This is a genomic window from Streptomyces sp. NPDC000229, assembly GCF_040300825.1.
Lineage (GTDB): Bacteria > Actinomycetota > Actinomycetes > Streptomycetales > Streptomycetaceae > Streptomyces.
Genome location: NZ_JBEPEL010000002.1, coordinates 1 through 24,480 on the forward strand (window position 1 = coordinate 1; position 24,480 = coordinate 24,480).

Sequence of the window (24,480 nt, forward strand, 5' to 3'; positions counted from 1 at the left end):
GGTGAGGAGCGGCAGGATGTCGTCGACCCAGCGGCGGACGTTGGCCTGGCCCATGCGCAGTTGGATCTGCTTGTCGAACAGCGTCAGAGGCGGCTCCGGAGCCGTCGGCGACGGAGGCGGCCGCGACGGAGGCGGCCCCGCCGCGCCGCGCGCGCAGTGCCTCGGAAGGTTCGGCGAGCCAGTCCGCCGCCCCGGCGGCCCCCCGCCGCACGCGCACCGCGAGCGCGGGATCGGCGAGCCGGCGCGGCACGGAACCCGCGACGGAGACGTCCCCGACGCCACCGCCCCGCACTCGCAGCGCGGACGCGCCCTGGAACAACCCGCGCCCCGCCTTCGACGACACCTCCGCCCCGGACGCCCCGGCCCCGGCCCCGGACGCGCCCGCGGCACCCGCCCCGAAGGCCGCGCCCGAGCCGGACGCCGCGCCTGAGCCGAAGGCCGCGCCTGAGCCGGACGCCGCGCCTGAGCCGGACGCCGCGCCTGAGCCGGACGCCGCGCCCGAGACCGACACCTCCGAACCACGACGAACGAACAACGAAGGAGACGCGTGAACGACGTACTCGACGTCGCCTTCCGGCTGCTCGTCGTCTTCGCCGTATTTCTGGTCCTGCCCCTGGTGATCGGTCAGACCGAGCACAAGGTGATGGCCCACATGCAGGGCCGCCTCGGCCCCATGTACGCCGGCGGGTTCCACGGCTGGGCCCAGCTCGTCGCCGACGGGGTGAAGTTCGCGCAGAAGGAGGACGTGGTCCCGGCCAACGCCGACCGCCGCATCTTCCAGCTCGCCCCCGCCGTCGCCCTCCTCCCTTACCTGCTCGTCCTGGTCGCCATCCCGATCGGCCCGAGCGAAGGAGCCGTCGGCGAGGTCGTCGACGCGGGCATCTTCTTCGTGCTCGCCGTCATGGGCGTCGGCGTGCTCGGTTCACTCATGGCCGGCTGGGCGTCCGCCAACAAGTTCTCCCTCCTCGGCGGCCTGCGCACCGCAGCGCAGCTCCTCGCCTACGAGCTGCCCATGCTGCTCGCCGCCGCGTCCGTCGCGATGGCGGCCGGCACGGTGTCCCTCCCCGGCATCGTCAACGCCTTCGAGTGGTGGTGGCTGCCCTGGCAGATCGTCGGCGCACTCGTCTTCTTCGTCGCCGGTCTCGCCGAACTCCAGCGCCCGCCGTTCGACATGCCGGTCGCCGACTCCGAGATCATCTTCGGCGCGTACACCGAGTACACCGGTCTCCGCTTCGCGCTGTTCCTGCTGGCGGAGTACGCCGGCATCGTCGTCCTGTGCGGTCTGACCACCGTCCTCTTCCTCGGGGGCTGGCACGGCCCCTTCGGGGCCGAGGGGCTCGGCTGGGTCTGGACCCTGCTCAAGACGGCCGTGCTCGCCTTCATCGTGATCTGGCTGCGCGTGAGCTACCCGCGGCTGCGCGAGGACCAGCTGCAGAAGCTCGCCTGGACCACGCTCGTGCCGCTCGCCCTCGCCCAGATCGCCCTCACCGGCATCGTCAAGGTGGTGATCCAGTAATGGCTCCGATTCCCGGATCCGGTCTCGCCAAGGGCCTGGCCGTCACCCTCCGCACGATGACGAAGAAGAGCCACACCGCGCAGTACCCCGACGCCCAGCCCGACCTCCCGCCGCGCACCCGCGGCGTGATCGGCCTGTTCGAGGAGAACTGCACGGTCTGCATGCTCTGCGCCCGCGAGTGCCCCGACTGGTGCATCTACATCGACTCCCACAAGGAGACGATCCCCGCCGCCACCCCCGGCGGCCGCGAGCGCAGCCGTAACGTCCTCGACCGGTTCGCCATCGACTTCGCGCTGTGCATGTACTGCGGTATCTGCATCGAGGTCTGTCCTTTCGACGCGCTGTTCTGGTCGCCGGAGTTCGAGTACGCGGAGACGGACATCCACGACCTGACCCACGAGCGGGACAAGCTCCGCGAGTGGATGTGGACGGTTCCCGAACCGCCCGCCCTCGACCCCGGTGCCGAGGAGCCCAAGGAGATCGCCGCCGCCCGCAAGGCCGCGGAGAAGCTCGCCGCGGCCCAAGCCGCCGAGGCCGACCAGCCCCCCGCGCCCGGCGCCACCCCCGCGCCCGGCGCGCGCCCAGCCGCCACCACCGGCGACCCCGCCACCGGCCCGGGCCCAGGCACTGGCCCCGCCACCGACCAGCCGCAGCCCCCGGCCGAGGGAGGAACCGCGTGACGCTCGCCGCCACCAACGGCTTCCTGTCGCCCACCGGCGTCGAGATCGCCTTCCTCCTCGTCGGCATCGTCACCCTTGGCGCCGCCGTCATAACGGTCACCACCAAGCAGCTGGTGCACGCCGCCCTGTGGCTGGTCGTGGCGCTCGGCGGGCTCGCCGTCGAGTACCTCCTCCTCACCGCGGAGTTCATCGCCTGGGTCCAGGTCCTGATCTACGTCGGTTCCGTCGTCGTCCTCCTCCTCTTCGGTCTGATGCTCACCAAGGCACCCATCGGCCGCTCTCCCGATGCCGACTCGGCCAACCGACCGGCCGCCCTGGCAGTGGCCGCCGCCGCCGCTGCCGCCCTCATCTGGGTGGTCGTCGACGCGTTCCGCGCCACCTGGATCGACCTCGACGGGCCCGCCCAGGGCTCCACCAAGGTGTCGGGCGCGATCCTCTTCCGGCACTGGGTGCTGCCCTTCGAGGCGCTGTCCGTCCTCCTCCTGGCCGCGCTCGTCGGCGCCATCGTCCTGTCCCGCCGGGACCGCGAGCAGGACCGCGAGCAGGAGGGCGGGAACTGATGCACCTCGCCTACCCGGCGGTCCTCGCCGTCCTGCTGTTCTGCACCGGCCTGTACGGAGTGCTCGCGCGCCGGAACGCCATCCTGGTCCTGATGTCCGTCGAGCTGATGCTCAACGCCGTCAACCTCAACCTGGTCGCCTTCGACGTCTGGCTCCGCGACGCCCTGCACGCCGGTCAGGCGCTGACCCTCTTCACCATCGCCATCGCGGCCGCGGAGATCGGCATCGGTCTGGCGATCGTCCTGATGGTCTACCGCAACCGCGGCACCTCGGACATCGACAAGCTCCGCGACAACGCCGAGACCGCAGGCACGGACGAGACCGCGGGCACGGACGAAACCGCAGGCGCCGACGCGACCGCGGGCCCCGACGAGAAGGCTGAGGCCGCCGCGTGACCACCACGACCCTCGCCGCCCTCGTTCCCCTCCTTCCGTTCCTGGGCGCCGTCGCCGGGCTGCTGCTCGGCCGCACCGCCCCCGGGTTCGTGCGGCCCCTGGCCGTCCTGCCGACGCTCGCCGCCCTCGTGCTCGCCGTTCTCGTCGCCGTACGCCAGGGCGGCGGCAAGGCGATCGACGCGGCGACCCAGCTCACGCCGACCGGCTCCGTGCCGATCGACCTCGCCCTGCACCTGGACGGTTTCGCCGCCTTGACCGCGGTCCTGGTGGGCGTGGTCGCGTCGTGCGTGCAGATCTACTCGACCGGCTACCTCCGCGACGATCCGCGCTACCCCTCGTACGCGGCGCTGGTCTCCCTCTTCACCTCCGCGATGCTGCTCGTCGTCTACTCCGGCGACCTGATGGTGCTCCTGGTCGGCTGGGAGATCATGGGCATCTGCTCGTACTTCCTCGTCGGCCACTACTGGGAGACGCCCGAGGCGCGCGCCGCCTCCCTCAAGGCCTTCCTGGTCACCAAGCTGGGCGACGTCCCCTTCCTGATCGGTCTGTTCGCGCTGGCCGCCGACGCCGGCACGTTCCGGATCACCGGGATCCTCGGTGCCGTCGCCACCGGCGGTATCGACCACCCCACCCTGATCGCACTGCTCCTGCTCGCGGGTGTCGCCGGCAAGTCCGCGCAGTTCCCGCTGCACACCTGGCTCCCGGACGCCATGGCCGGCCCGACACCGGTCTCCGCGCTGATCCACGCCGCCACGATGGTCGCCGCCGGTGTGTACTTCGTGGCCCGGCTCCTTCCCGTCTTCGCCGCCTCCGCGGCCGCCATGACCGTGCTCGCCGTGATGGCGGCGGTGACGATGGTCGGCTCCGGCCTCGCCGCCCTCGCCCAGGACGACATCAAGCGGGTCCTCGCCTACTCGACCATCGGCCAGCTCGGCTACATGTCGGGCGCCCTGGCCGTCGGTGACCGAGGCGCTGCCGTCTTCCACCTCCTGTCGCACGGCGCCTTCAAGGCGCTGCTGTTCCTCGCCGCAGGCGTGATCATCCACGCCGCCGGGACGAACTCCCTGGCCGCCATGTCCCGCATGCGGGGCCTCGCCGCCCGCATCCCCGACGCCTACTGGACGATGACGGTCGCCCTGCTCGCGCTGGCCGCGATCCCGCCCTTCGCCGGCTTCTTCTCCAAGGAAGCCGTCCTCGTGGCGGCCGAGCACACCGCCCTCGGCGACCGGACCGTCGCCCCGGCCGGGGCCGGCTGGATCGTCCTCGTCTCCGGTCTGCTGACCGCCCTCCTCACCGCCGCGTACGCGATGCGGCTGTGGCTGCTGGCCTTCCGCGGCCGGGGCGCCGAAGCGCCCCGCCACGGCAAGCAGCCGATCGCCATGAACGCCGTCCTATGGGTGCTCGCGGTCCCCTCCCTCGCCTTCGGTCTGACCGCGGGCGTGCTCGGCGACTGGTTCGACGGACACGCCCTGACCCCGACCGTCACCACCGCCGTCCTCGGCACGGGCATCGCCCTGGTCGGCGGACTCGTCACCTACGCCGCCTGGCGCCACACCACCGCGATGGCCGCCCGGCACCCGATCGGCGCGGTCGCCGCCCACCCCGAGGCCGAACCCGCCGTCTCCGAGGCCGAGGCGATCGCCACGCACACCCCCGCCTACGGCGACATCGCCGCCGCCCCGGACCCCGCCGACCCCGGACGCCTGCTGCTGGGCCCACTGCACCGCCCCGCCGCCGCCGGCTTCCACCTCGACGCCGTCTACTCCGTCCTGTTCGTGCGCCCCGTCAGGGCGGCGGCCTCACTGGTCAGCTTCCTCGACCGCGAAGTCGTCGAGACGTACGTACGCGGAGCGGGCAGCGGAACGAACCTGCTCGGGCGGGCCGTCCGGCGCGCCCAGACGGGCAACGTGCAGACCTACCTCAGTGCCCTGCTGGCCGGTTCCGTCGTCCTGGCGGTCGTCGCCGTCGCCCTTGCCAACGTCAACGCCGGATCGTGAGCCGTGATCGATATCAGCGCATCCGTGATGCAGTTCCTTCTCGCGTTCATCGTCGTCGGCCCGCTCATCGGCGCGGCGGCGGCCCTCCTGCCGGCCCCGCCCGGACTCCAGGGGAAGTCCCCGGACCAGGCCGTGCTCCGCCACGGTGTGACCGTCACCGGTGCGATCCTCGCCGCCGCGATCGTCCTCACGCTCGGCTTCGACCACGACCAGCCGTCGAGGATGCAGGCCACGACGGACATCAGCTGGATCCCCGCACTCGACGTCCGGATCCACCTCGGTGTCGACGGCATTTCCCTCCCCCTCCTGGTCCTGACCGCGCTGCTGACCTTCCTGTGCGCGCTGTACAGCTACTTCAAGATGCCCGCGGGCCCGTCGCCCCGGGCCTTCGTCGCCCTGCTGCTCGTCCTCGAGTCCGGCACGCTGGCGACCTTCGCCGTCCTCGACCTGCTGCTGTTCTTCCTGGCCTTCGAGATGGTGCTCATCCCGATGTACTTCCTCATCGCCCGCTGGGGCGGTGAGGGGCGCCGGCCGGCCGCCTGGCGGTTCATCCTCTACACGCTGCTCGGTTCGGTCGTCATGCTGCTCGGCCTGCTGCTCATCGGGCTGAAGGCCGGCACCTTCGACATGGTGGCACTCGCCACTGACAACGGCCGCGACATCACCACATCCGTGCAGGTCATCGCGGTTCTGGCGGTCGGGATCGGCCTCGCGGTGAAGACCCCGATGTGGCCGCTGCACAGCTGGCTGCCGGATGCCCACACCGCCGCGCCGACCGTCGGCTCCGTCCTCCTCGCCGGTGTCCTGCTGAAGATGGGTACGTACGGATTCGTCCGGATCGCCCTGCCGATCACGCCCGACGGCATGCACATCCTGGCGCCCTACCTCGCCGCGTTCGCCGCCGCCGGCATCGTCTACGGATCGCTCGCCTGCCTCTCCCTCGCCCGCACCGGCGCGAAGGGCGACCTCAAGCGCCTGATCGCGTACTCCTCCGTGGGCCACATGGGCTTCGTCCTCCTCGGCATCGCGACCATGACGCCCACCGGCGTCAACGGCGCGCTCTTCGCCAACATCGCCCACGGCCTCATCACCGGTCTGCTGTTCTTCCTGGTCGGCGCGATCAAGGACCGGTACGGCACGGCCGACCTCGACACTCTGGCCGGAGCCACCGGCGCCGCGCTCTACGGCCGCGCGCCCCGCCTCGGCGGCCTCCTCGCCTTCGCCGCCGTCGCCTCGCTCGGGCTGCCCGGCCTCGCCGGGTTCTGGGGCGAGATGCTCGCGCTGTTCGGCGCCTTCCAGCCGGCCGAGGGCCTCAGCCGCCCCGCCTTCCTCACCTTCATGGCCGTCGGCGCCTTCGGCACACTGCTCACCGCCGCGTACCTCCTCGTCGTCGTACGGCGCGTCTGCATGGGCGCCAAGCCCGCCGCCGACCAGCCGGCCCTCGCCGACATCCAGCCGTACGAATTCGCCGCCTGGTCGCCGCTGGCCGTCCTCACCGTCGTCGCCGGCCTCTGGCCCGCGGTCCTCCTCGGCCTGACCGACCCGGCCGTGCAGAAGCTCCTCGCAGGAGGCAAGTCGTGACCCTCGCAGCCACGAGTGCTCCGAGTGCTCCGAGCGCGGGCGACCTCGTCCAGTCCGTCGACTGGGCCGCCATCGCTCCGCCGACCATCGCCGCCGTGGTCGCCCTCGTCGTGCTCGTTGCCGACCTCTTCGTACCGAAGGCACGCAAGCAGCTCCTCGGCTGGGGCGCGATCGCGGGCCTCGTTGCCGCGACCCTCACCCTCGTACCGCTGCGCAAGGGCGACCGCAGCACCTTCTGCCTGACCACCGACGCCGACGCGTGCAGCTACACCGCCGACCACTTCACGCTGGTGATCCAGTTCCTGGTCCTCGGCGGGGCGCTCCTGACGGGGCTCCTGTCGCTCCACGACACCAAGGAGAAGCTCCCCGCCGGAGAGTTCTGGTTCCTGCTGCTCTCCTCGGCCGCCGGTGCCGCTCTGCTGCCCGCCTCCCGGGACCTGGCGACCCTGGTCGTCGCCCTGGAGGTCGCCTCGCTGCCCGCCTTCGCGCTCGTCGGCCTCAAGCGCGGGGACCGCATGTCCGGCGAGGCGGCGCTGAAGTTCTTCCTCTCCTCCGTCACCGCCACCGCGGTGATGCTGCTCGGCGTCAGCTTCGTGTACGCCTCGACCGGCACCCTCCACCTCACCGAGATCGCCCAGAACCTGGACGACGTCCCGGCGCAGCTGGAAACCCTCGCCAAGGCCGGCGTCGCGCTCACCCTCGTCGGCTTCGCCTTCAAGACGGCCGCCGTCCCGTTCCACTTCTGGGTCCCCGACACCTACGTCGGAGCGCCGCTGCCCATCGCCGCCTACCTGTCCGTCGTCGGCAAGGCGGTCGGCTTCACCGGCCTGGTCCTGGTGACCGTCATCGCCTTCCCGACGTACGCCGACGTGTGGGGCCCGGCCCTGGCCGTGCTCGCCGCGCTCACCATGACGGTGGGCAACGTGGCCGCCCTCCGGCAGGTGTCCACGCGCGCGTGGAGCGCGGTACGGCTGCTGGCCTGGTCGTCGGTGGCCCAGGCGGGCTACCTCCTGGTGCCGATCGCGGCGGCGGCGTACTCCGGTGACGACCAGATCGGCGCGACCGTCGCGTACGCCCTGATGTACGCCGTGGTGAACCTCGGCGCCTTCGCGGTCGCCGCCCTGGTGGCCCGTACGCACCCGCTGAACCGGATCTCCGACTACCGGGGCCTGTACGCCACCCGGCCCGCCGCCGCGCTCGTCATGGGGTTCTTCCTGCTCTGCCTGGCCGGCCTGCCGCCGGGCGTCATCGGCCTCTTCGCGAAGGTCACCGTCTTCTCGGCGGCCGTCGACGCGGGCCTGGGCTGGCTCGCCGTCGTCATGGGCGTCAACGTCGTCATCGCCCTCTACTACTACCTGCAGTGGACGGCGGTGCTGTTCCGGGCGCCCGAGGGCGCCCCGGCGCAGCCGCCCGCCAAGCAGCCCGTCCCCGGGCCCGTCACCGCGGCCATCGTCGTGACGGCCATCGCCGGCGTGGTGCTGTCGGGCTACCCCCAACTGGTGCTGCGCTTCGCCGCCGACACCCTCTTCTGACCTCCGCACCACCCAGGAGCACAACCGTGCTGAAGGCGGTCGTCACCGCCTTCAGCAGCGCCTTCGTCATCCCGCTCGTCGGCCTCGCGCCCGGGACCGTCGGGGACTTCAGCCACTCCTCCTTCACGGTCAGGGGCGCCACGTTCCCTTACGGCCTGTTCAGTCCAGGAGGCCCGGCAGCAGGCCGGGCTGCCCATCCAGTGCCGGGTCACCCGGACGGCCCACACCCCCACCCCAGGAGCGCAAGGGAACCCGCCATGCCCGCCTGGCGTTGACCAGTACGGGAGGGTCCACTGAACAGTGGACCAGCACCAGGCAAAGGGTCCCCCTGCCGCACCATTTGGAGGGCGTACCGTGCACCGCCGGCACAACGGGCTGAAGACCGCCGTACTCCTCGGGGGACTGTCCGCACTCATCATCCTGATCGGCAGCCTCTTCGGCCGTACGGGTCTCGTCGTCGCGCTTCTCGTGGCCCTCGGCACGAACGCGTACGCGTACTGGAACAGCGACAAGCTCGCGCTGCGGGCCATGCGGGCCCGCCCCGTGAGCGAGTTCCAGGCGCCACAGCTCTACCGGATGGTCCGGGAGCTCTCCACGCAGGCCCGCCAGCCGATGCCCCGCCTCTACATCTCGCCCACCCAGGCCCCCAACGCCTTCGCGACCGGACGCAACCCGCGCAATGCCGCGGTCTGCTGCACCGAGGGGATCCTCCAGATACTCGACGAGCGCGAGCTGCGCGGCGTCATCGGTCACGAGCTGAGCCACGTCTACAACCGGGACATCCTGATCTCGTCGGTGGCCGGAGCCCTCGCCTCCGTGATCATGTTCCTGGTGAACTTCGCCTGGCTGATCCCGGTGGGCCGCTCCGACGACGACGACGGACCGGGCCTGTTGGGCATGCTGTTGATCATGCTGCTGGGCCCGCTCGCCGCGTCGGTGATCCAGCTGGCCATCAGCCGGTCCCGGGAGTACGAGGCGGACGCGTCCGGCGCCCAGCTCACCGGCGACCCGCTGGCCCTGGCCAGTGCGCTCCGCAAGCTGGAGGCGGGCACCAAGAGGCTCCCGCTGCCGCCCGAGCCCAGGATCGAGACCGCCAGCCACATGATGATCGCGAACCCGTTCCGTCCCGGCCAGGGGTTCGCCAAGATGTTCTCGACACACCCGCCGATGGCGGAACGCATCGCCCGACTCGAACAGATGGCAGGTCGCCGCCCATGAAAGCAATCCTCAACCTCATATGGCTGTTCTTCGGCGGCTTCTGGCTGTTCCTCGGCTACATGGTCGCGGGCCTGCTGCTCTGCATCACCGTCATCGGCATCCCCTTCGGCCTGGCCGCCTTCCGCGTCGGGCTCTACGCGCTGTGGCCCTTCGGCCAGACCGTCGTGGACCGCCGTGACGCGGGCGCCGCGTCCTGCATCGGCAACGTGCTGTGGCTGGTCCTCGCCGGCTGGTGGCTGGCGATCGGGCATGTCGTCACGGGCATCGCCCTGTGCGTCACGATCATCGGCATCCCGCTGGGCATCGCCAACTTCAAGCTCATCCCGGTCTCCCTGCTGCCGCTGGGCAAGGAAATAGTCCCGAGCGACCGCCCCTTCGCCTCCCGGTGACCCCGGCTTCGACACGCCCCTGCGCGCGCGATCTGTCACTGCGCCGGCTGGGCACGGCCAAGGGCGCGGCCCGGGGCGTGACGCCCGGGCCGCGGAACGGGGCGGGCGACGCCGCGCCGGTGCGTCAGCTCCGCCGCACCGCGTACATCACCGCGCCCGCCGCCAGGACCGCCGTGCCCGCCAGGACCGACGACAGGGGCAGAGCGAACGCGAGGGCCAGGCAGCCCGCCAGCCCGGCCCCCGCGAGGACACGCCCCGAACCGAGCGTCCACGACGAGGCATTGGCGATCGCGTAGTACACCAGCACTCCGAACGACGAGAAGCCGATCGCGCCCCGCACGTCCGCCGTCGCCGCCACCACCGCGACGACCAGCCCCACCGCGAGCTCCGCGTGGTGCGGCACCTGGAACCGCGGGTGCACGGCGGCGAGCGTGCGGGGCAGGTGGCCGTCGCGCGCCATCGCCAGCGTCGTACGGGAGACCCCGAGGACCAGCGCCAGCAGCGAGCCCAGCGCGGCCACGGCCGCGCCCACGCGCACCACCGGCACCAGCCAGCCCGCGCCCGCCGCCCGCGCCGCGTCCGCGAGGGGAGCCGCCGAGCCGCCCAACTCCCGCACGCCCAGCACCGACAGGACGGAGACCGCCACACCCGCGTACACCACCAGCGCGATCCCCAGCGCCACCGGCACCGCCCGCGGGATGGTCCGCGCCGGGTCCCGCACCTCCTCGCCGAGCGTGGCGATCCGCGCGTACCCGGCGAACGCGAAGAACAGCAGACCCGCCGCCTGCAGCACCCCGCCCGCCGACGCGTCCCCGCCCAGCTTCAGGTGCCCGAAATCCGCCGCGTCCGACCGGAGGGCGGAGACGACCAACGCGACCAGGACCGCCAGTACCCCCGCCACGATGACACGCGTGAGCAGGGCCGACTTCTGAACGCCCCCGTAGTTCACGGCGGTCACCACCACGACCGCCGCGACCGCCACCGCGTGCGCCTGCTCCGGCCACACGTACGACCCGACCGCCAGCGCCATCGCCGCACACGAGGCGGTCTTGCCGACCACGAAGCCCCAGCCCGCGAGGTAGCCCCAGAAAGGACCCAGCCGTTCGCGTCCGTACACATACGTCCCGCCGGAAGCCGGGTAGCGGGCGGCCAGCCGCGCGGACGCCATCGCGTTGCAGTACGCGACGGCCCCGGCCAGCGCCAGGCCCAGCAGCAGCCCACTGCCGGCCGCCCCGGCCGCAGGGCCGAGCGCCACGAAGATCCCGGCCCCGACCATCGAGCCCAGACCGATGACGACCGCGTCGAAGACGCCCAGCGACCGGCGCAGTTCCTGTGTCATGCACCGCACCCTACTGATCTCCGCAACCACCTCCCGCACCCCCGGCGTCCTCCCGGACAACACCGCACGAAAGGCAGGTTCACGGCATGGACGTCCTCAGCTGGATCATCCTGGGGCTGGTGGCCGGCGTCATGGCCAAGGTCCTGCTCCCCGGCCGTGACCCCGGCGGGCTCGTCGGGACGACGCTCATCGGCATCGCGGGCGCCTTCGTCGGCGGCTGGATATCGGCACGCTTCCTGGACCGGACGATCAGCAACGAGTTCTACGACGGGCCCACCTGGCTCGCGGCCATCGGCGGCTCGCTGGTGCTGCTGATCGCCTACCGCATCCTGTTCGGTCACTCGCGTTCGCGCTGAACACCCGGGCTCAGCCCGCGAGTCCCGTCTCCCGCAGCGTGATGTTCAGCCGGCCCGAGCCCAGTCCGACAGCCGGGTCACCAGTGCCCGGCCGGACCTTCGGCACACCGTGGTACGCGAAGCGCGACGCGCCGCCGAAGACGAACAGATCTCCCGACACCAACTCCACGTCCGTGTAGGGGCGGTTCCGCGTCTCGGTGTTCCCGAACCGGAAGACGCAGCTGTCCCCGATGCTCAGGGAGACCACCGGGGCGGCGGACCGCTCCTCCTTGTCCTGGTGCATGCCCATCCGGGCGTCCCCGTCATAGAAGTTGATCAACGCGGTGTCCGGGGCGTAAGCCCTCCCGTACCCGTCCCCGTACGCCGCCACCAGCGCCGCCCGCCCCAGATCCGCCAGCCAGTCCGGGAAGGGGGCGACCCGGGCGCCGTTCACGTCACCGGCCGTCCGCGTGTAGCGGTACGGCTGCCAGTGCCATCCGAGGCACACCGTCCGCACGGACATCACGCCACCGCCCGGCAGCACCGTGTGCCGCATCGGCACCGGCCCTCGCGCCCACTCCCGGCACGCCTCGACCAGCTCCCGCTGCCGTCCCAGCGGCAGCCACCCGGGCACGTGCACCGCGCCGGGCGCGACCTCCACCCGCTCGCGCGGCAACGCGAAGAGCCCGTCCCCACCGATCGCCCCGCCGGCCGCCGCGTCCGTCACCGTACGAGCGCGCCTTCCAGTCCCAGAAGCCGCTCCTTGCGCTCCAGCCCGCCCGCGTACCCCCGCAGCGCCCCGTCCGCGCCGATCACCCGGTGGCAGGGGCGGACCACCAGCAGCGGATTGCGCCCGATCGCGGTCCCGACCGCCCGTACTCCGACACCCGGCGAGCCGACGAGCGCCGCGATCTCCCCGTACGTCACGGTCGTGCCGTACGGGATGTCCTCCAGCGCCCGCCACACCCGCCGCTGGAAGTCGGTGCCGGCGTCGGCGTACACGAGGTCGAAGCGGGTCAGCCCGCCCGCGAAGTACGCGCGCAGCTGAGCCGCGATGCCCTCGAACGCCTCCGGGGCGTGCCGCCACCCGTCCCGGACGACGGCCCCGCCCTTCTGCCCCGGCAGGGAGAGCGAGGCCAGAACGGTCCGGCCGTCCGCGGACTCCTTGCCGACCAGCAGCATCTCGCCCAGCGGGCCGTCGACGCAGGCGTACACCGTCATGATCCGTTCCCTTCCTCGGTCCCCACCAGTCTGCGACCGCGCCCGCACCCGGAGCTGGCGGTTTTCGGACATGACGGTCCCGGCACACAGGGCGGGGGCGGACCGGCCGCAGCCGTGTCCGCCCCCGATCGCCCGGTGACCGGTCCGACCGGTCTAGCGGTAGTTCACGAACTGGAGGGCGAAGTCGAAGTCCTGCCCCTTGAGCAGCGCGATCACGGCCTGGAGATCGTCGCGGCTCTTCGAGCTGACGCGCAGCTCGTCACCCTGCACCTGCGCCTTGACGCCCTTGGGGCCCTGGTCGCGGATGATCTTCGCCACTTTCTTGGCGTTCTCCTGGGAGATGCCCTCCTCGATGGAGGCGAAGATCTTGTACTCCTTGCCGGACAGCTGCGGCTCACCGGCGTCCAGCGACTTCAGCGAGATGCCGCGCTTGATCAGCTTGGACTCGAACACATCGAGGATGGCCTTGACCCGCTCCTCGGAGTTCGCCTGCATCAGGATCTTCTCGCCGGACCAGGCGATGGAGGCCCCGACGTTCTTGAAGTCGTAGCGCTGCGAGATCTCCTTCGCCGCCTGGTTGAGGGCGTTGTCGACCTCCTGCCGCTCGACCTTCGAGACGATGTCGAAACTGGAGTCGGCCATGTCCTGTGGCTCCTTGGGTCGCGTGCGTAGAGGTTGCCTAGAGGTACGGCCGGGCTCGCCGGACCGCCACCCCAAAGCCTAGCCATCCCACCCACCGCGAGTGTTGATCAATCCGGTGGCGAAGCACCCCCGGACATCAGGTATCGTTTACGTCGTTGCCGGGGAGCACCGCCGAAAAGCGGTCACCCTCCTGGCGACATCCCATGGCGGTGTGCCCGAGTGGCCAATGGGAGCGGACTGTAAATCCGTCGGCTTAGCCTACCCAGGTTCGAATCCTGGCGCCGCCACGCGATGTGAGGCCCCCGTGTCCTGCGGAAACGCAGGACACGGGGGCTTTCTCGTTACCTGGGGACGGTGCGCTCTCGCGCTCTGCCGGAACCGGCGGCCGGCGTGCGGTCCCGCCGGGGTTCGACCCGCGCCGCGCCGCGCCCGCCCGACCTTGCCGACCGGCGGTTCCCGGATCACGCTCCGGCCGCGGCTGTCCGGGAACCACATGATCAGGACTGCCGCTTGAGCGACCCCACTTGAGCGACCAGCGCCCCGCGGTGCGGTGCGGCAAGTCGGGCTGCCGGCGCCGCCCAGGCGCGGTCGGCCTCCCGTATGGCGGCGGTACGAGCGGTCTCCCGCCCGGGGGCCGTGAGGCTCTCAGTCGGCCAGGCGGAAGGCCAGTTCCGTCTCCCACCGGGACGGGTCCGGCTCCACGCGGGGGTCCGTGCGGTAGGACTCGATGCGGCAGCCCCACCGTTCGACGCCGTCCACCTCCCTCATGTCCCACTCCAGTCCCCGCTCGTCCGCCCATTTCCGCAGGGCGGCGGCCGCCGCGAGGAGTTGGTCGGGGTGACCGACATGGGTGAGTGTCGCGTAGCGGCCGGCCGGCAGCAGCGCCACGCCGATGTCGCCCTCCGGCTCCGGCGGCGGCGAGGCGACCGGAACGCCCGCCTCCACCTCCGACTCGCCCGCCATGTCCACGGTGTTGAAGCGGAAGAACGGCGCGTCGGCGACCTCGATGCCCCGCGCCGCCAGCCATCCCACGAGCTCCGGCAGCCGGTCGGCGATCCGGGCGAAGCCGTCCATCCTCACCGAGCGGCGCATGAAGACGTACGGCTGCTCGGCGCGTTCCACCACGACCGGTTCGGGGAACATCACTCGCCCGCGACGGCCTTGACCGCGACCGCCACCGGCACGGAGCCGCTGATCAGCTCCAGCGTCAGCCCCGCCGTTGCGGGTGTCTCCACCAGCTCGGCCAGCACCGCCGCCACGTCGTCGCGCGGCACCGGCCCGCGCCCGGTCGACGCCTCCAGCCGTACGAGGCCGGTGCCGGCGTCGTTCGTCAGCATCCCGGGCTTGAGGATCGTCCAGTCCAGGCCGCGCTTTGCCCGTACGTAGTCGTCCGCCGCGCCCTTCGCCCGGAGGTACGCGTCGAAGACCTCGTCGCCCGGGTGGTCGGGGTCGGCGCCCATCGACGACACGACGAGGTAGCGCCGCACGCCCGCCCGCTCGGCCGCGTCCGCGCACAGCACCGCCGCGCCCCGGTCCACGGTGGCCTTGCGCTCGGCACCGCTGCCCGGTCCCGCGCCCGCCGCGAAGACCACCACGTCGGCGCCCGTCAGCTCCGCCGCGACCGTCTCCACGGTCGCCGACTCCAGGTCCATCACGACCGGTTCGGCGCCCGCCTCGCGCAGGGCGTCCGCCTGTTCGGCATTGCGGATGATGCCCGCGACCTCGTGCCCGCCCGCCGAGAGCAGCCGCTCCAGCCGCAGGGCGATCTGACCGTGTCCTCCAGCGATGACAATGCGCATGCCCCCGACCGTACGACGTCGCGCCCCGAAGTGCTCACGGACGCGCGTCCGGCCGCCCCTGGCGCGGCAGTTCGAGCGCCGCCGCCGAGTCGCAGTACTCCCGCACCGCGCTCGTCCGCGCCACCACCCGGCCGCGGTGCACCACGATCCTGCTGTACGCCAGCGACAGCACGCCCGACAGGCGCTCCCCGCGCACCGCCAGCAGCTCCGCGGGGAACCCCGCCTCCACCCGTACGGCGGGCAGCCCCATCGCCTCCCGCGCGGCCCCGCTCACCGCCCCGTACGCCTGCGTCGGCCGCAGCCCGCCCTGGGAGGCGAGCAGGTACGCCGCCTCCAGCGGATCGCCGCGCCCCACCGGGTTGGCCACGTCCCGCAACGCCCCGCTCCCCGCCGCGACCCTCACCCCCGCCGCCCGGAGCAGCCGCACGGGCGCGACGCCCCGTACCTCCGTACCGCCACAGGCCCCCTGGGGGAGGCACACGACCGTCACTCCGGCCGCCGCCAGCTGGTCGGCCGCCCGCCCCGCCGCGTCCCCCGGGAGCCGCCCCAGGGCCCCACAGGGGCCGATGGTGACCCCCGGCCGCAGCCCGCCCGCCATCGCCGCCAGCCGCGCGAGGCGCGCCGGGTCGTCGCCGTCCGTGTGCAGGTCCACCGGGCAGCCGTGCTCGGCCGCCACCTCCAGCACGGCCTCCGCGTACCCGGCCGGGTCGGGGTCCAGGTCCGGGCACCCGCCCACCACACCGGCGCCCATCTTCACCGCGTCGCGCAGCATCGCGAGTCCGTCCGCGCCCGCCACGCCGGTCAGCAGCCGCGGCACGGCGACCGCCGTCAGGTCGGCCAGCCCGCGCAGCGACCGCCGCGCCTGGAGGACCGCCTCCAGCGGGCCGAGCCCTTGGACGTCGCCGATGCGTACGTGGGCGCGCAGCGCGGTCGCGCCGTGCCCGAGCTGGAGCAGGGCGGCCTCGGTGGCGCGGCGCTGGACGTCCTCGGTCGCGTACGAGACGGGGCCGGGGCAGTCGGAGCTGAGCGCGGTGTCGGCGTGGCCGTGCGGCTCGGCGGGGGCGGGCAGCAGCAGGTAGCCGGCGAGGTCGACCCGGGCACCGTGGGCGGGCAGGCTGCCCGCGGTGCCCACGGCTTCGATGCGTCCGCCGCTGAGCCGTACGTCGACGGTCCGGCCGTCGGTGAGGCGGGCGCCGCACAGCAGCAGCGTGGTGGTGTCGGCGGTGGCGCCCTCGGGTGGCTGCGGCTGCTGGCTGTCGGAGGACATCGGGCTCCTGGCGGGCTCGGGGGCTCGGTGGCTCGGGCGTGATCCGTGGCGGGGCTGCGTGGCCTGGGGATGTACGGGTGTACTGGCGCGATCACACAGCGTGAACCGAGCCTAGGGGCCGTCCGACTGGGCATCGAGGAGGAGCGCAATAGTCGTACTGGCGCGGGGCACGAGTGGCGTACGGGGCGCAGGAGCCGGCGCCGTGCCGGAGGGGCGGCCGGGCCGGTACCGGGCCGCGACGGGGCTGCCCCCGGCGACGATCGGGCGGCCTCCGGCGGCGACCGGATGGCTCTCCCCGCCGGGGCCGGGGAGCGGCCGGCCGAGGGGTCCGGCGGTGGCCTGGGCGGCTCGCGTCGCGTGCCCGGGGAGTGCTTCGGGGAGGGGCCTGCGGGTGTCCGGAGGAGTGGCCGGAGCAGGGCGGGGTAGCCGCCGGGAATCGGATTTGGGCGAACGGCGGCCGACCGTGTAATGTCTTCATCGCTCGCCCCAATAGCTCAGTCGGCAGAGCGTCTCCATGGTAAGGAGAAGGTCTACGGTTCGATTCCGTATTGGGGCTCTGGTGCGGTAGCCCTCACCTTCGGGTGAGGGACTCCGTATCAAAGCGGTGTAGCTCAGTCGGTAGAGCAAGCGGCTCATAATCGCTGTGTCACCGGTTCAAGTCCGGTCACCGCTACACACGGTAGCCGATTGTGGGGTCGGTCCTTCGATCGGCTACTCTTTTATGCGTTCATCCGTCCATCGTCCGTCCAAGGAGCACTCACGTGGCTGCCACCGACGTCCGCCCGAAGATCACGCTGGCCTGCGTGGAGTGCAAGGAGCGGAACTACATCACCAAGAAGAACCGGCGTAACAACCCGGACCGTCTTGAGATGAAGAAGCACTGCCCGCGCTGCAACGCGCACACTGCGCACCGCGAAACGCGCTGAATCAGGCTCGTACACGAGGCCGTCCCCGTCAGGGGGCGGCCTCGTGTCGTTTGCTCGAAGACACATTCAGGAGGTAGCGAGTTCATGGCGCTCGATCAGTCCTTCGTGGGGCGGACCTATCCGCCCACCGCGCCGTACGAGGTCGGCCGGGAAAAGATCCGCGAATTCGCCGAGGCGGTCGGGGACACGAACCCGGTGTACATGGACACGGAGGCCGCCAAGGCGCTTGGCCACTCGGACGTGATCGCGCCGCCGACCTTTGTGTTCGCCATCACGTTCAGGGCGGCGGGCGAGGTGATCGCGGACCCGCAGCTGGGCCTGGACTACAGCCGCGTCGTGCACGGCGACCAGAAGTTCGCCTACACCCGCCCCGTACGGGCCGGGGACCGGCTCACGGTCACGTCGACCATCGAGGCGATCAAGTCGCTCGCCGGGAACGACATCGTCGACATCCGCGGTGAGGTCCACGACGAGGCCGGCGAGCACGTGGTGACGGCGTGGACGAAGCTTGTGGCCCGTGCGGCGGCAGAGGAGGCGTGAGGCGATGACCGCGAAGATCGCATTCGACGAGGTCGAGGTCGGCACCGAGCTGCCGGCGCAGAGTTTTCCCGTGACGCGCGCCACGCTCGTTCGGTACGCGGGTGCCTCGGGGGACTTCAACCCGATCCACTGGAACGAGAAGTTCGCCAAGGAGGTCGGGCTGCCGGACGTCATCGCGCACGGCATGTTCACGATGGCCGAGGCGATCCGGGTGGTGACCGACTGGACGGGCGACCCGGGCGCGGTCGTCGAGTACGGGGTGCGGTTCACCAAGCCGGTCGTCGTGCCGAACGACGAGACGGGCGCCCTGATCGAGGTCAGCGGCAAGGTCGCCGCGAAGCTGGACGACAACCGGGTGCGCGTGGACCTGACCGCCATGAGCGCGGGCCAGAAGGTGCTGGGCATGTCCCGCGCCGTGGTCCGGCTCGCCTGACGCTGCGGCTGGCCCGGCGTCGGCCGCGTCCGCCCGCTTGCCCGTACGCGGTCGCTCGCGACGCCCGGGTCACCCGGGGGGTGTCGCATGCCGGTGGGGGGCCCGGGCGCCCGGCTCCCGGTTCGGGGCCCGGCCGCCCGGGCACGCCGGGCCGGGCCGGGTCGGCCGCCACGTCGGTCACGTGACCTTGGCCGTGTGACCTTGGCCGTGTGACCTCGGCCACGTGGCTGCCCGGCCGATCCCGGGGCGTCGTCCGGCGGCCCGTAGTCTTGGGCGCGTGCAGGAACTTCATGACGCTCCCCTCGCCCCGTTGACCACCTTCCGGCTCGGCGGGCCCGCCAGCAGGCTCGTCACGGCCGCGACCGATGACGAGGTCGTCGCCGCCGTGCGCGAGGCGGACGAGGCCGGGACCCCGCTGCTGGTCATCGGCGGCGGGTCCAACCTGGTGATCGGCGACAAGGGCTTCGACGGCACCGCCCTGCGCATCGCCACCCAGGGCTTCGTCCTGGAGGGCACGCGACTGGAGCTGGCGGCGGGAGAAGTGTGGACGGACGCCGTGGCCCGCACGGTGGAGGCCGGGCTGGCCGGTGTCGAGTGCCTGGCCGGTATCCCCGGCTCGGCGGGCGCCACGCCGATCCAGAACGTGGGGGCGTACGGCCAGGAGGTCTCGGCCACCATCACGGAGGTCGTGGCGTACGACCGCCGCGCGGGCGAGACGGTGACCATCCCGAACGCCGCGTGCGACTTCTCGTACCGCCACAGCCGCTTCAAGGCAGAACCCGACCGGTTCGTCGTGCTGCGCGTCCGCTTCGAACTGGAGGACGCGCAGGGGATGAGCGCGCCCATCAAGTACGCCGAGACCGCCCGCGCGCTCGGCGTGGAGCCCGGTGACCGCGTCCCGGCCGCCACCGCCCGCGAGACGGTGCTGAAGCTCCGCGCGGGCAAGGGCATGGTCCTGGACCCGGAGGACCACGACACCTGGTCGGCCGGGTCGTTCTTCACCAACCCGATCCTGGAGCGGGAGCAGTACGAGGAGTTCCTCGGCCGTGTCCGAGACCGCCTCGGCCCGGACGTCACCCCGCCCGCCTTCCCGGCCGGGGACGACGGCCGGGTCAAGACCTCGGCGGCCTGGCTGATCGACAAGGCCGGGTTCACCAAGGGGTACGGCACCGGTCCCGCCCGTATCTCCACCAAGCACACCCTGGCCCTCACCAACCGCGGCGAGGCCACCACCGAGGATCTCCTGGCCCTGGCCCGCGAGGTCGTCGCGGGCGTACGGGACGCCTTCGGCGTCACCCTGGTCAACGAACCGGTGACGGTAGGCGTCTCGCTGTGAGCGCCTGACGAGCAGCCGGGCCACGCGGGCGGAATTTCCGTTGCCGCGGACCGGGGCGCCGGTCAGGATCTGCCGCATGCGACTGAGGCTCACCCGGTTCCGACCGCGGACCGGCCCGTACGAGCACCGCGTCGTGCGGCCCCGTACGCCACTGCGGCACACCACGCTCAGCGACCCCCTGGAAGAGTGGGGGTACCTCGTGGGCGACCACGACGGGCTGTCGCGCCTCGCGGCCCTGTTCTCGTTCGCCGCGTTCTCCCGGCACACCGTCGTACACGTGCCGCTGCGGCAGAGCATCCCCCGGGCGTACGCCCCCGGCACCCCCGTCGACCTCGTCCTCGCCCACCACTGCCTGGGCCTGCGGCCCTCCGCCTGGCCGGACCTGCGGCGCCGGTCGACGCAGGGCGTGCCGCTGACCGTCGAGACCGACGAGCGGCGCACCGCCGCGCACGGGGACGCCTGGGGCGAGCGCCACGGACGGCACCGCGACGCCCGCGACTGGCTGCGCCCGGCCGTCCACGCCCGGACCCTGTTCCTCTACGGCGGCCGCGACGTCTTCGCCGCCGCATCCCGCCAACTGGAGCACGCGGCGGGCTTCGGGCCGCGTGAGAGGCGGGTCGGCCAGGGGCGCGACGCGCTGATCGGCTCGCTCACCGGGTACCTGGCGCCCGAGCGCGCCCGGCGCCGAACCGAGCTCGACGTCGGCTTCCAGGCGTACCCGCCCTACGCGCACTTCAGGCGGCCGGGTCGACCGCCAGCCAGTCGTCGACGCCCGCCAGCAGCTTCGCCCTGACGTCCTCGGGCGCCGCCGAACCGCGTACCGACTGGCGGGCCAGCTCCGCCAGCTCCTGGTCGGTGAAACCGTGGTGCACGCGCGCGATCTCGTACTGCTCCGCCAGCCGTGATCCGAACAGCAGCGGGTCGTCCGCCCCGAGCGCCATCGGCACCCCGGCCTCGTACAGCGTCCGCAGCGGGACGTCCTCGGGTTTCTCGTACACGCCGAGCGCCACGTTCGACGCGGGGCACACCTCGCACGTCACGCCCTTCTCGGCGAGCCGCCGCAGCAGCCGCGGGTCCTCCGCCGCCCGTACGCCGTGCCCGATGCGCGCCGCCCGCAGGTCGTCCAGGCAGTCCCGTACGGACGCGGGGCCGGTCAGCTCGCCCCCGTGCGGCGCCGCCAGCAGGCCGCCCTCGCGCGCGATGGCGAACGCGCGGTCGAAGTCACGTGCCATACCGCGCCGCTCGTCGTTCGACAGTCCGAACCCGATCACCCCCCGGTCCGCGTACCGGACGGCGAGGCGGGCGAGCATACGGGCGTCCAAGGGGTGCTTCATCCGGTTCGCGGCGACCAGGACCCGCATCCCCAGGCCGGTATCGCGCGACGCCGCGTCCACCGCGTCCAGGATGATCTCCAGCGCGGGGATCAGCCCGCCCAGGCGGGGCGCGTACGAGGTCGGGTCCACCTGGATCTCCAGCCACCCGGACCCGTCCCTGACGTCCTCCTCGGCCGCCTCGCGCACCAGCCGCTGGATGTCCTCCGGCTCACGCAGGCAGGACCGGGCGAGGTCGTACAGCCGCTGGAAGCGGAACCAGCCCCGCTCGTCGGTCGCCCGCAGCCTCGGCGGCTCCCCGCCCGTCAGGGCCTCGGGCAGATGGACGCCGTACTTGTCGGCGAGTTCCCGCAGGGTCGCGGGCCGCATCGACCCGGTGAAGTGCAGGTGCAGATGGGCCTTGGGCAACAACCGCAGATCTCGAACGTGCTCCATCTGGGGATCTTGCCAAACCGGCACGCCGGGCGGGAGCCCCTTTCACCGATCGGGTGCTCGCGGGAACGGAAGAGCGGGCCCCCACCGGGAGCCCGCTCGGTCGTCCGTACGCGTCAGTCGCGCGCTTCCGCCAGCAGCTTCTGCATCCGCGACACACCCTCGACCAGGTCCTGGTCGCCCAGCGCGTACGACAGCCGCAGATAGCCCGGCGTGCCGAACGCCTCGCCCGGGACGACCGCCACCTCGGCCTCGTCCAGGATGAGCGCCGCCAGCTCCACGGAGGTCTGCGGGCGCTTGCCGCGGATCTCCTTGCCCAGCACCCCCTTCACCGACGGGTACGCGTAGAAGGCTCCCTCCGGGGTCGGGCAGTAGACGCCCTCGATCTCGTTGAGCATCCGCACCATGGTCTGGCGGCGGCGGTCGAAGGCGGCCCTCATCTCCGCCACCGCGTCCAGGCTCCCGGAGACGGCGGCCAGCGCGGCGGCCTGCGCGACGTTCGACACGTTCGACGTGGCGTGCGACTGGAGGTTCGTCGCGGCCTTGACCACGTCCTTCGGGCCGATGATCCACCCCACGCGCCAGCCGGTCATGGCGTACGTCTTGGCCACACCGTTGACCACGATGCACTTGTCCCGGAGCTCGGGCAGGATCGCCGGCAGCGAGGTGAACGTCGCGTCGCCGTAGACCAGGTGCTCGTAGATCTCGTCCGTCATCACCCACAGGCCGTGCTCGACGGCCCAGCGGCCGATCGCCTCGGCGTCGGCCTCGGTGTAGACGGCGCCGGTCGGGTTGGACGGGGAGACGAAGAGGACGACCTTGGTCTTCTCCGTACGGGCCGCCTCCAGCTGTTCCACGGACACCCGGTAGCCGGTGGTCTCGTCGGCCACGACCTCCACCGGCACACCGCCGGCGAGGCGGATCGACTCGGGGTACGTCGTCCAGTACGGGGCCGGGACGATGACCTCGTCACCCGGGTCCAGGATCGCGGCGAACGCCTCGTAGATCGCCTGCTTGCCGCCGTTGGTCACCAGCACCTGCGAGGCGTCGACCTCGTAACCGGAGTCCCGCAGCGTCTTCGCGGCGATGGCGGCCTTCAGCTCGGGCAGGCCGCCGGCCGGGGTGTAGCGGTGGTACTTCGGATTGCGGCAGGCCTCGATCGCGGCCTCGACGATGTAGCCGGGCGTCGGGAAGTCGGGCTCACCCGCGCCGAAGCCGATCACCGGACGCCCGGCGGCCTTGAGGGCCTTGGCCTTGGCGTCGACGGCGAGGGTCGCGGACTCGGAGATCGCGCCGACTCGGGCGGAGACCCGGCGCTCGGTGGGAGGGGTTGCAGCGCTCATGCGGCCCATCGTCCCAGACCACGAAAGAGCGCGGCACACAGGTTTCAGCGTGCGGACAGTGGGGGGACGGCGGGTGTGCGGGCCGTGTCAGGAGCTATCTGTTCGACGCGGCGCCGCTGACCACGTACACTCTCTGCTCGTTGGCCCTCACCGACCACCTCTGCGGATGCGGTAGGTTGGGGGAGAACGACAAAGGGTCGTAGCTCAATTGGTAGAGCACCGGTCTCCAAAACCGGCGGTTGGGGGTTCAAGTCCCTCCGGCCCTGCTACACACACCGCCAGGTTGTGTGCGCAGGTATGTACTTCATTGCACCGCCGTGCGGCTCCACCCGGGCGCGGCACGGCCGACCCGGAATCAGGTGAGAGACGTGACGGATGCCGTAGGCTCCATCGACATGCCTGATGCCGAGGACGAAGCACAGGAGTCGAAGAAGAAGAGCCGCAAGGGCGGCAAGCGCGGAAAGAAGGGCCCGCTGGGCCGTCTCGCGCTCTTCTACCGTCAGATTGTCGCCGAGCTGCGCAAGGTCGTCTGGCCGACTCGCAGCCAGCTGACGACGTACACGACCGTCGTTATCGTCTTCGTCGTCATCATGATCGGTCTGGTGACCGTGATTGACCTTGGCTTCCAGGAAGCAGTCAAGTACGTCTTCGGCTGATTCCCGCGGAGGGCGCCCACCCCGGCGCCCCTTTTCGCATGTTCCACCCCATCTGTATCCAGGAAGAAGCAGCCACCGTGTCTGACCCGAACCTGAACGAGTCCGCCCAGGACGAGCTCGACGTCGTCGAGGCGGCCGACGAGGACCAGGCGGAAGCTGCGGACGCCGCTGTCGGCGAGGCCGCCGAAGAGGCCGCGATCCACGTCGAGGACGAGGGCGCGGACGAGCAGGCCGTCGAGGCCGAGGCCGACGAGACCGTTGAGGTCGACGAGCCCGCCGAGGCCGAGGGTGCCGCGGACGAGGCCGACGCCGAGGCCGAGGAGGAGCCCGAGGCTCCGGTCGACCCGGTCGCCGCGCTCCGCGACGAGCTGCGCGGTCTGCCCGGCGAGTGGTACGTCATCCACACCTACGCGGGCTACGAGAAGCGCGTGAAGGCCAACCTGGAACAGCGCGCCGTCTCGCTGAACGTCGAGGACTTCATCTACCAGGCCGAGGTGCCCGAGGAAGAGATCGTCCAGATCAAGAACGGCGAGCGCAAGAACGTCCGGCAGAACAAGCTGCCCGGTTACGTTCTGGTCCGCATGGATCTGACGAACGAGTCCTGGGGCGTCGTCCGCAACACCCCCGGCGTCACCGGCTTCGTGGGCAACGCCTACGACCCGTACCCGCTGACCCTGGACGAGATCGTCAAGATGCTCGCCCCGGAGGCCGAGGAGAAGGCCGCGCGCGAGGCCGCCGAGGCCGAGGGCAAGCCGGCTCCGGCCCGCAAGGTCGAGGTTCAGGTCCTGGACTTCGAGGTCGGCGACTCGGTCACCGTCACCGACGGCCCGTTCGCGACGCTGCAGGCCACGATCAACGAGATCAACGCCGACTCGAAGAAGGTCAAGGGCCTCGTCGAGATCTTCGGCCGCGAGACCCCGGTCGAGCTGAGCTTCGACCAGATCCAGAAGAACTGACACCACAGGTTTCCGAACAGGTCAGACCGGGTCTCGCGCCCGTTCTGACCTGCTCG

The 24,480-nt window shown here is 71.9% G+C and carries 26 protein-coding genes and 4 tRNA genes; 21 read left to right on the forward strand and 9 right to left on the reverse strand.

Annotated features, from left to right (window positions below):
• The first annotated feature begins 547 nt into the window (after positions 1-547).
• The 9 genes from ABT360_RS01460 to ABT360_RS01505 all read left to right on the forward strand — a co-directional run bounded on the left by ABT360_RS01460 (position 548) and on the right by ABT360_RS01505 (position 9,868).
• Positions 548-1,516 (forward strand): complex I subunit 1/NuoH family protein, encoded by a 969-nt coding sequence (locus ABT360_RS01460; protein WP_351808982.1) that lies wholly within the window; start codon positions 548-550, stop codon positions 1,514-1,516.
• Positions 1,516-2,196, forward strand: coding sequence for a NuoI/complex I 23 kDa subunit family protein (locus tag ABT360_RS01465; RefSeq protein WP_351808985.1), 681 nt, complete (start codon positions 1,516-1,518; stop codon positions 2,194-2,196). Before ABT360_RS01460 ends, ABT360_RS01465 begins: the two co-directional genes overlap by 1 nt.
• Positions 2,193-2,756 carry an NADH-quinone oxidoreductase subunit J family protein gene (locus tag ABT360_RS01470; RefSeq protein ID WP_351808988.1) on the forward strand — a complete coding sequence of 188 codons (564 nt, stop codon included), beginning with the start codon at positions 2,193-2,195 and terminating at the stop codon, positions 2,754-2,756. Before ABT360_RS01465 ends, ABT360_RS01470 begins: the two co-directional genes overlap by 4 nt.
• The gene (gene nuoK, locus ABT360_RS01475; protein WP_351808991.1) at positions 2,756-3,151 is read left to right on the forward strand and encodes an NADH-quinone oxidoreductase subunit NuoK; all 396 of its coding nucleotides are present in this window, start codon (positions 2,756-2,758) and stop codon (positions 3,149-3,151) included. Before ABT360_RS01470 ends, nuoK begins: the two co-directional genes overlap by 1 nt.
• Positions 3,148-5,148, forward strand: a complete 2,001-nt coding sequence (locus ABT360_RS01480) for an NADH-quinone oxidoreductase subunit 5 family protein (RefSeq protein ID WP_351808994.1) — start codon at positions 3,148-3,150, stop codon at positions 5,146-5,148. Before nuoK ends, ABT360_RS01480 begins: the two co-directional genes overlap by 4 nt.
• Positions 5,149-5,175: 27 nt before the next feature.
• Positions 5,176-6,729, forward strand: coding sequence for an NADH-quinone oxidoreductase subunit M (locus ABT360_RS01485; RefSeq protein ID WP_351809498.1), 1,554 nt, complete (start codon positions 5,176-5,178; stop codon positions 6,727-6,729).
• Positions 6,726-8,261, forward strand: coding sequence for an NADH-quinone oxidoreductase subunit N (locus ABT360_RS01490; protein WP_351808997.1), 1,536 nt, complete (start codon positions 6,726-6,728; stop codon positions 8,259-8,261). The genes ABT360_RS01485 and ABT360_RS01490 overlap by 4 nt, the downstream gene beginning before the upstream one ends.
• Positions 8,262-8,615: 354 nt before the next feature.
• The gene (gene htpX / locus ABT360_RS01500; protein ID WP_351809000.1) at positions 8,616-9,479 is read left to right on the forward strand and encodes a zinc metalloprotease HtpX; all 864 of its coding nucleotides are present in this window, start codon (positions 8,616-8,618) and stop codon (positions 9,477-9,479) included.
• A complete protein-coding gene (locus ABT360_RS01505; protein WP_351809003.1) occupies positions 9,476-9,868 on the forward strand; it encodes a YccF domain-containing protein in 393 nt (130 codons plus the stop codon). The genes htpX and ABT360_RS01505 overlap by 4 nt, the downstream gene beginning before the upstream one ends.
• 124 nt (positions 9,869-9,992) lie before the next feature.
• Here ABT360_RS01505 and ABT360_RS01510 read toward each other — a convergent pair whose 3' ends face one another.
• Positions 9,993-11,207: an APC family permease gene (locus tag ABT360_RS01510; protein WP_351809006.1), complete on the reverse strand. Its 1,215-nt coding sequence runs from the start codon at positions 11,205-11,207 to the stop codon at positions 9,993-9,995.
• Between the two features lie 86 nt (positions 11,208-11,293).
• Between ABT360_RS01510 and ABT360_RS01515 the strand changes: the two genes are divergently transcribed.
• Positions 11,294-11,563: a GlsB/YeaQ/YmgE family stress response membrane protein gene (locus ABT360_RS01515; protein WP_351809008.1), complete on the forward strand. Its 270-nt coding sequence runs from the start codon at positions 11,294-11,296 to the stop codon at positions 11,561-11,563.
• 10 nt (positions 11,564-11,573) lie between these two features.
• Here ABT360_RS01515 and ABT360_RS01520 read toward each other — a convergent pair whose 3' ends face one another.
• The 3 genes from ABT360_RS01520 to ABT360_RS01530 form a co-directional block, all read right to left on the reverse strand.
• Positions 11,574-12,269 (reverse strand): alpha-ketoglutarate-dependent dioxygenase AlkB family protein, encoded by a 696-nt coding sequence (locus tag ABT360_RS01520; RefSeq protein WP_351809011.1) that lies wholly within the window; start codon positions 12,267-12,269, stop codon positions 11,574-11,576.
• The gene (locus ABT360_RS01525; RefSeq protein WP_351809014.1) at positions 12,266-12,763 is read right to left on the reverse strand and encodes a methylated-DNA--[protein]-cysteine S-methyltransferase; all 498 of its coding nucleotides are present in this window, start codon (positions 12,761-12,763) and stop codon (positions 12,266-12,268) included. The genes ABT360_RS01520 and ABT360_RS01525 overlap by 4 nt, the downstream gene beginning before the upstream one ends.
• Positions 12,764-12,916: 153 nt before the next feature.
• Complete coding sequence (locus ABT360_RS01530) at positions 12,917-13,405, reverse strand: YajQ family cyclic di-GMP-binding protein (RefSeq protein ID WP_351809017.1); 489 nt, start codon at positions 13,403-13,405, stop codon at positions 12,917-12,919.
• Positions 13,406-13,610: 205 nt separating this feature from the next.
• Between ABT360_RS01530 and ABT360_RS01535 the strand changes: the two genes are divergently transcribed.
• Positions 13,611-13,692 (forward strand) — tRNA-Tyr (locus ABT360_RS01535).
• Positions 13,693-14,050: 358 nt separating this feature from the next.
• Here ABT360_RS01535 and ABT360_RS01540 read toward each other — a convergent pair.
• Genes ABT360_RS01540 through ABT360_RS01550 form a run of 3 tightly spaced genes read right to left on the reverse strand, consistent with a single transcriptional unit; the run spans position 14,051 to position 16,471 of the window.
• Positions 14,051-14,548: a GyrI-like domain-containing protein gene (locus ABT360_RS01540; protein WP_351809020.1), complete on the reverse strand. Its 498-nt coding sequence runs from the start codon at positions 14,546-14,548 to the stop codon at positions 14,051-14,053.
• Positions 14,548-15,204: an SDR family oxidoreductase gene (locus tag ABT360_RS01545; RefSeq protein ID WP_351809023.1), complete on the reverse strand. Its 657-nt coding sequence runs from the start codon at positions 15,202-15,204 to the stop codon at positions 14,548-14,550. Before ABT360_RS01545 ends, ABT360_RS01540 begins: the two co-directional genes overlap by 1 nt.
• Positions 15,205-15,238: 34 nt before the next feature.
• Positions 15,239-16,471 carry an amidohydrolase family protein gene (locus ABT360_RS01550; protein WP_351809026.1) on the reverse strand — a complete coding sequence of 411 codons (1,233 nt, stop codon included), beginning with the start codon at positions 16,469-16,471 and terminating at the stop codon, positions 15,239-15,241.
• Between the two features lie 483 nt (positions 16,472-16,954).
• On the opposite strand from ABT360_RS01550, the gene ABT360_RS01555 reads away from it, so the two are divergent.
• From ABT360_RS01555 to ABT360_RS01585, 7 genes are all read left to right on the forward strand, one after another.
• Positions 16,955-17,027: transfer RNA gene (locus ABT360_RS01555), tRNA-Thr, on the forward strand.
• A 44-nt stretch (positions 17,028-17,071) separates the two neighbouring features.
• A tRNA-Met gene (locus ABT360_RS01560) sits at positions 17,072-17,144 on the forward strand.
• A gap of 88 nt (positions 17,145-17,232) precedes the next feature.
• Entirely contained in the window at positions 17,233-17,397 is a 165-nt protein-coding gene (gene rpmG, locus ABT360_RS01565; RefSeq protein WP_003948671.1) for a 50S ribosomal protein L33, read from the forward strand.
• 84 nt (positions 17,398-17,481) lie between these two features.
• Complete coding sequence (locus tag ABT360_RS01570; protein ID WP_351809029.1) at positions 17,482-17,937, forward strand: MaoC family dehydratase N-terminal domain-containing protein; 456 nt, start codon at positions 17,482-17,484, stop codon at positions 17,935-17,937.
• A gap of 4 nt (positions 17,938-17,941) precedes the next feature.
• Positions 17,942-18,370, forward strand: a complete 429-nt coding sequence (locus tag ABT360_RS01575) for a MaoC family dehydratase (protein WP_351809032.1) — start codon at positions 17,942-17,944, stop codon at positions 18,368-18,370.
• A gap of 277 nt (positions 18,371-18,647) precedes the next feature.
• Complete coding sequence (locus ABT360_RS01580) at positions 18,648-19,706, forward strand: UDP-N-acetylmuramate dehydrogenase (protein ID WP_351809035.1); 1,059 nt, start codon at positions 18,648-18,650, stop codon at positions 19,704-19,706.
• A gap of 76 nt (positions 19,707-19,782) precedes the next feature.
• On the forward strand, positions 19,783-20,499 hold the full coding sequence (locus tag ABT360_RS01585; RefSeq protein ID WP_351809038.1) for a hypothetical protein: 717 nt from the start codon (positions 19,783-19,785) through the stop codon (positions 20,497-20,499).
• On the opposite strand, the gene ABT360_RS01590 is transcribed toward ABT360_RS01585, so the two are convergent.
• Positions 20,441-21,472, reverse strand: coding sequence for an adenosine deaminase (locus ABT360_RS01590; protein WP_351809040.1), 1,032 nt, complete (start codon positions 21,470-21,472; stop codon positions 20,441-20,443). The genes ABT360_RS01585 and ABT360_RS01590 overlap by 59 nt on opposite strands.
• Positions 21,473-21,585: 113 nt before the next feature.
• Entirely contained in the window at positions 21,586-22,812 is a 1,227-nt protein-coding gene (locus tag ABT360_RS01595; protein WP_351809043.1) for a pyridoxal phosphate-dependent aminotransferase, read from the reverse strand.
• 193 nt (positions 22,813-23,005) lie between these two features.
• Between ABT360_RS01595 and ABT360_RS01600 the strand changes: the two genes are divergently transcribed.
• The 3 genes from ABT360_RS01600 (at position 23,006) to nusG (ending at position 24,424) form a co-directional block, all read left to right on the forward strand.
• A tRNA-Trp gene (locus tag ABT360_RS01600) sits at positions 23,006-23,078 on the forward strand.
• A gap of 102 nt (positions 23,079-23,180) precedes the next feature.
• Positions 23,181-23,468, forward strand: coding sequence for a preprotein translocase subunit SecE (gene secE / locus ABT360_RS01605; RefSeq protein ID WP_073753440.1), 288 nt, complete (start codon positions 23,181-23,183; stop codon positions 23,466-23,468).
• A gap of 77 nt (positions 23,469-23,545) precedes the next feature.
• On the forward strand, positions 23,546-24,424 hold the full coding sequence (gene nusG, locus ABT360_RS01610) for a transcription termination/antitermination protein NusG (protein WP_444852161.1): 879 nt from the start codon (positions 23,546-23,548) through the stop codon (positions 24,422-24,424).
• Positions 24,425-24,480 lie beyond the last annotated feature (56 nt).

What these genes read in the sequence shown, in the direction of transcription:
- ABT360_RS01510 (WP_351809006.1), bottom strand. Translation starts at nt 11,207, where the DNA reads ATGACACAGGAACTGCGCCGGTCGCTGGGCGTCTTCGACGCGGTCGTC.
- ABT360_RS01545 (WP_351809023.1), bottom strand. Translation starts at nt 15,204, where the DNA reads ATGCGCATTGTCATCGCTGGAGGACACGGTCAGATCGCCCTGCGGCTG.
- ABT360_RS01540 (WP_351809020.1), bottom strand. Translation starts at nt 14,548, where the DNA reads ATGTTCCCCGAACCGGTCGTGGTGGAACGCGCCGAGCAGCCGTACGTC.
- ABT360_RS01585 (WP_351809038.1), top strand. Translation starts at nt 19,783, where the DNA reads ATGCGACTGAGGCTCACCCGGTTCCGACCGCGGACCGGCCCGTACGAG.
- ABT360_RS01595 (WP_351809043.1), bottom strand. Translation starts at nt 22,812, where the DNA reads ATGAGCGCTGCAACCCCTCCCACCGAGCGCCGGGTCTCCGCCCGAGTC.
- ABT360_RS01570 (WP_351809029.1), top strand. Translation starts at nt 17,482, where the DNA reads ATGGCGCTCGATCAGTCCTTCGTGGGGCGGACCTATCCGCCCACCGCG.
- ABT360_RS01530 (WP_351809017.1), bottom strand. Translation starts at nt 13,405, where the DNA reads ATGGCCGACTCCAGTTTCGACATCGTCTCGAAGGTCGAGCGGCAGGAG.
- ABT360_RS01575 (WP_351809032.1), top strand. Translation starts at nt 17,942, where the DNA reads ATGACCGCGAAGATCGCATTCGACGAGGTCGAGGTCGGCACCGAGCTG.
- nuoK (WP_351808991.1), top strand. Translation starts at nt 2,756, where the DNA reads ATGCACCTCGCCTACCCGGCGGTCCTCGCCGTCCTGCTGTTCTGCACC.
- ABT360_RS01465 (WP_351808985.1), top strand. Translation starts at nt 1,516, where the DNA reads ATGGCTCCGATTCCCGGATCCGGTCTCGCCAAGGGCCTGGCCGTCACC.
- ABT360_RS01550 (WP_351809026.1), bottom strand. Translation starts at nt 16,471, where the DNA reads ATGTCCTCCGACAGCCAGCAGCCGCAGCCACCCGAGGGCGCCACCGCC.
- ABT360_RS01525 (WP_351809014.1), bottom strand. Translation starts at nt 12,763, where the DNA reads ATGACGGTGTACGCCTGCGTCGACGGCCCGCTGGGCGAGATGCTGCTG.
- ABT360_RS01590 (WP_351809040.1), bottom strand. Translation starts at nt 21,472, where the DNA reads ATGGAGCACGTTCGAGATCTGCGGTTGTTGCCCAAGGCCCATCTGCAC.
- ABT360_RS01485 (WP_351809498.1), top strand. Translation starts at nt 5,176, where the DNA reads ATGCAGTTCCTTCTCGCGTTCATCGTCGTCGGCCCGCTCATCGGCGCG.
- ABT360_RS01505 (WP_351809003.1), top strand. Translation starts at nt 9,476, where the DNA reads ATGAAAGCAATCCTCAACCTCATATGGCTGTTCTTCGGCGGCTTCTGG.
- ABT360_RS01515 (WP_351809008.1), top strand. Translation starts at nt 11,294, where the DNA reads ATGGACGTCCTCAGCTGGATCATCCTGGGGCTGGTGGCCGGCGTCATG.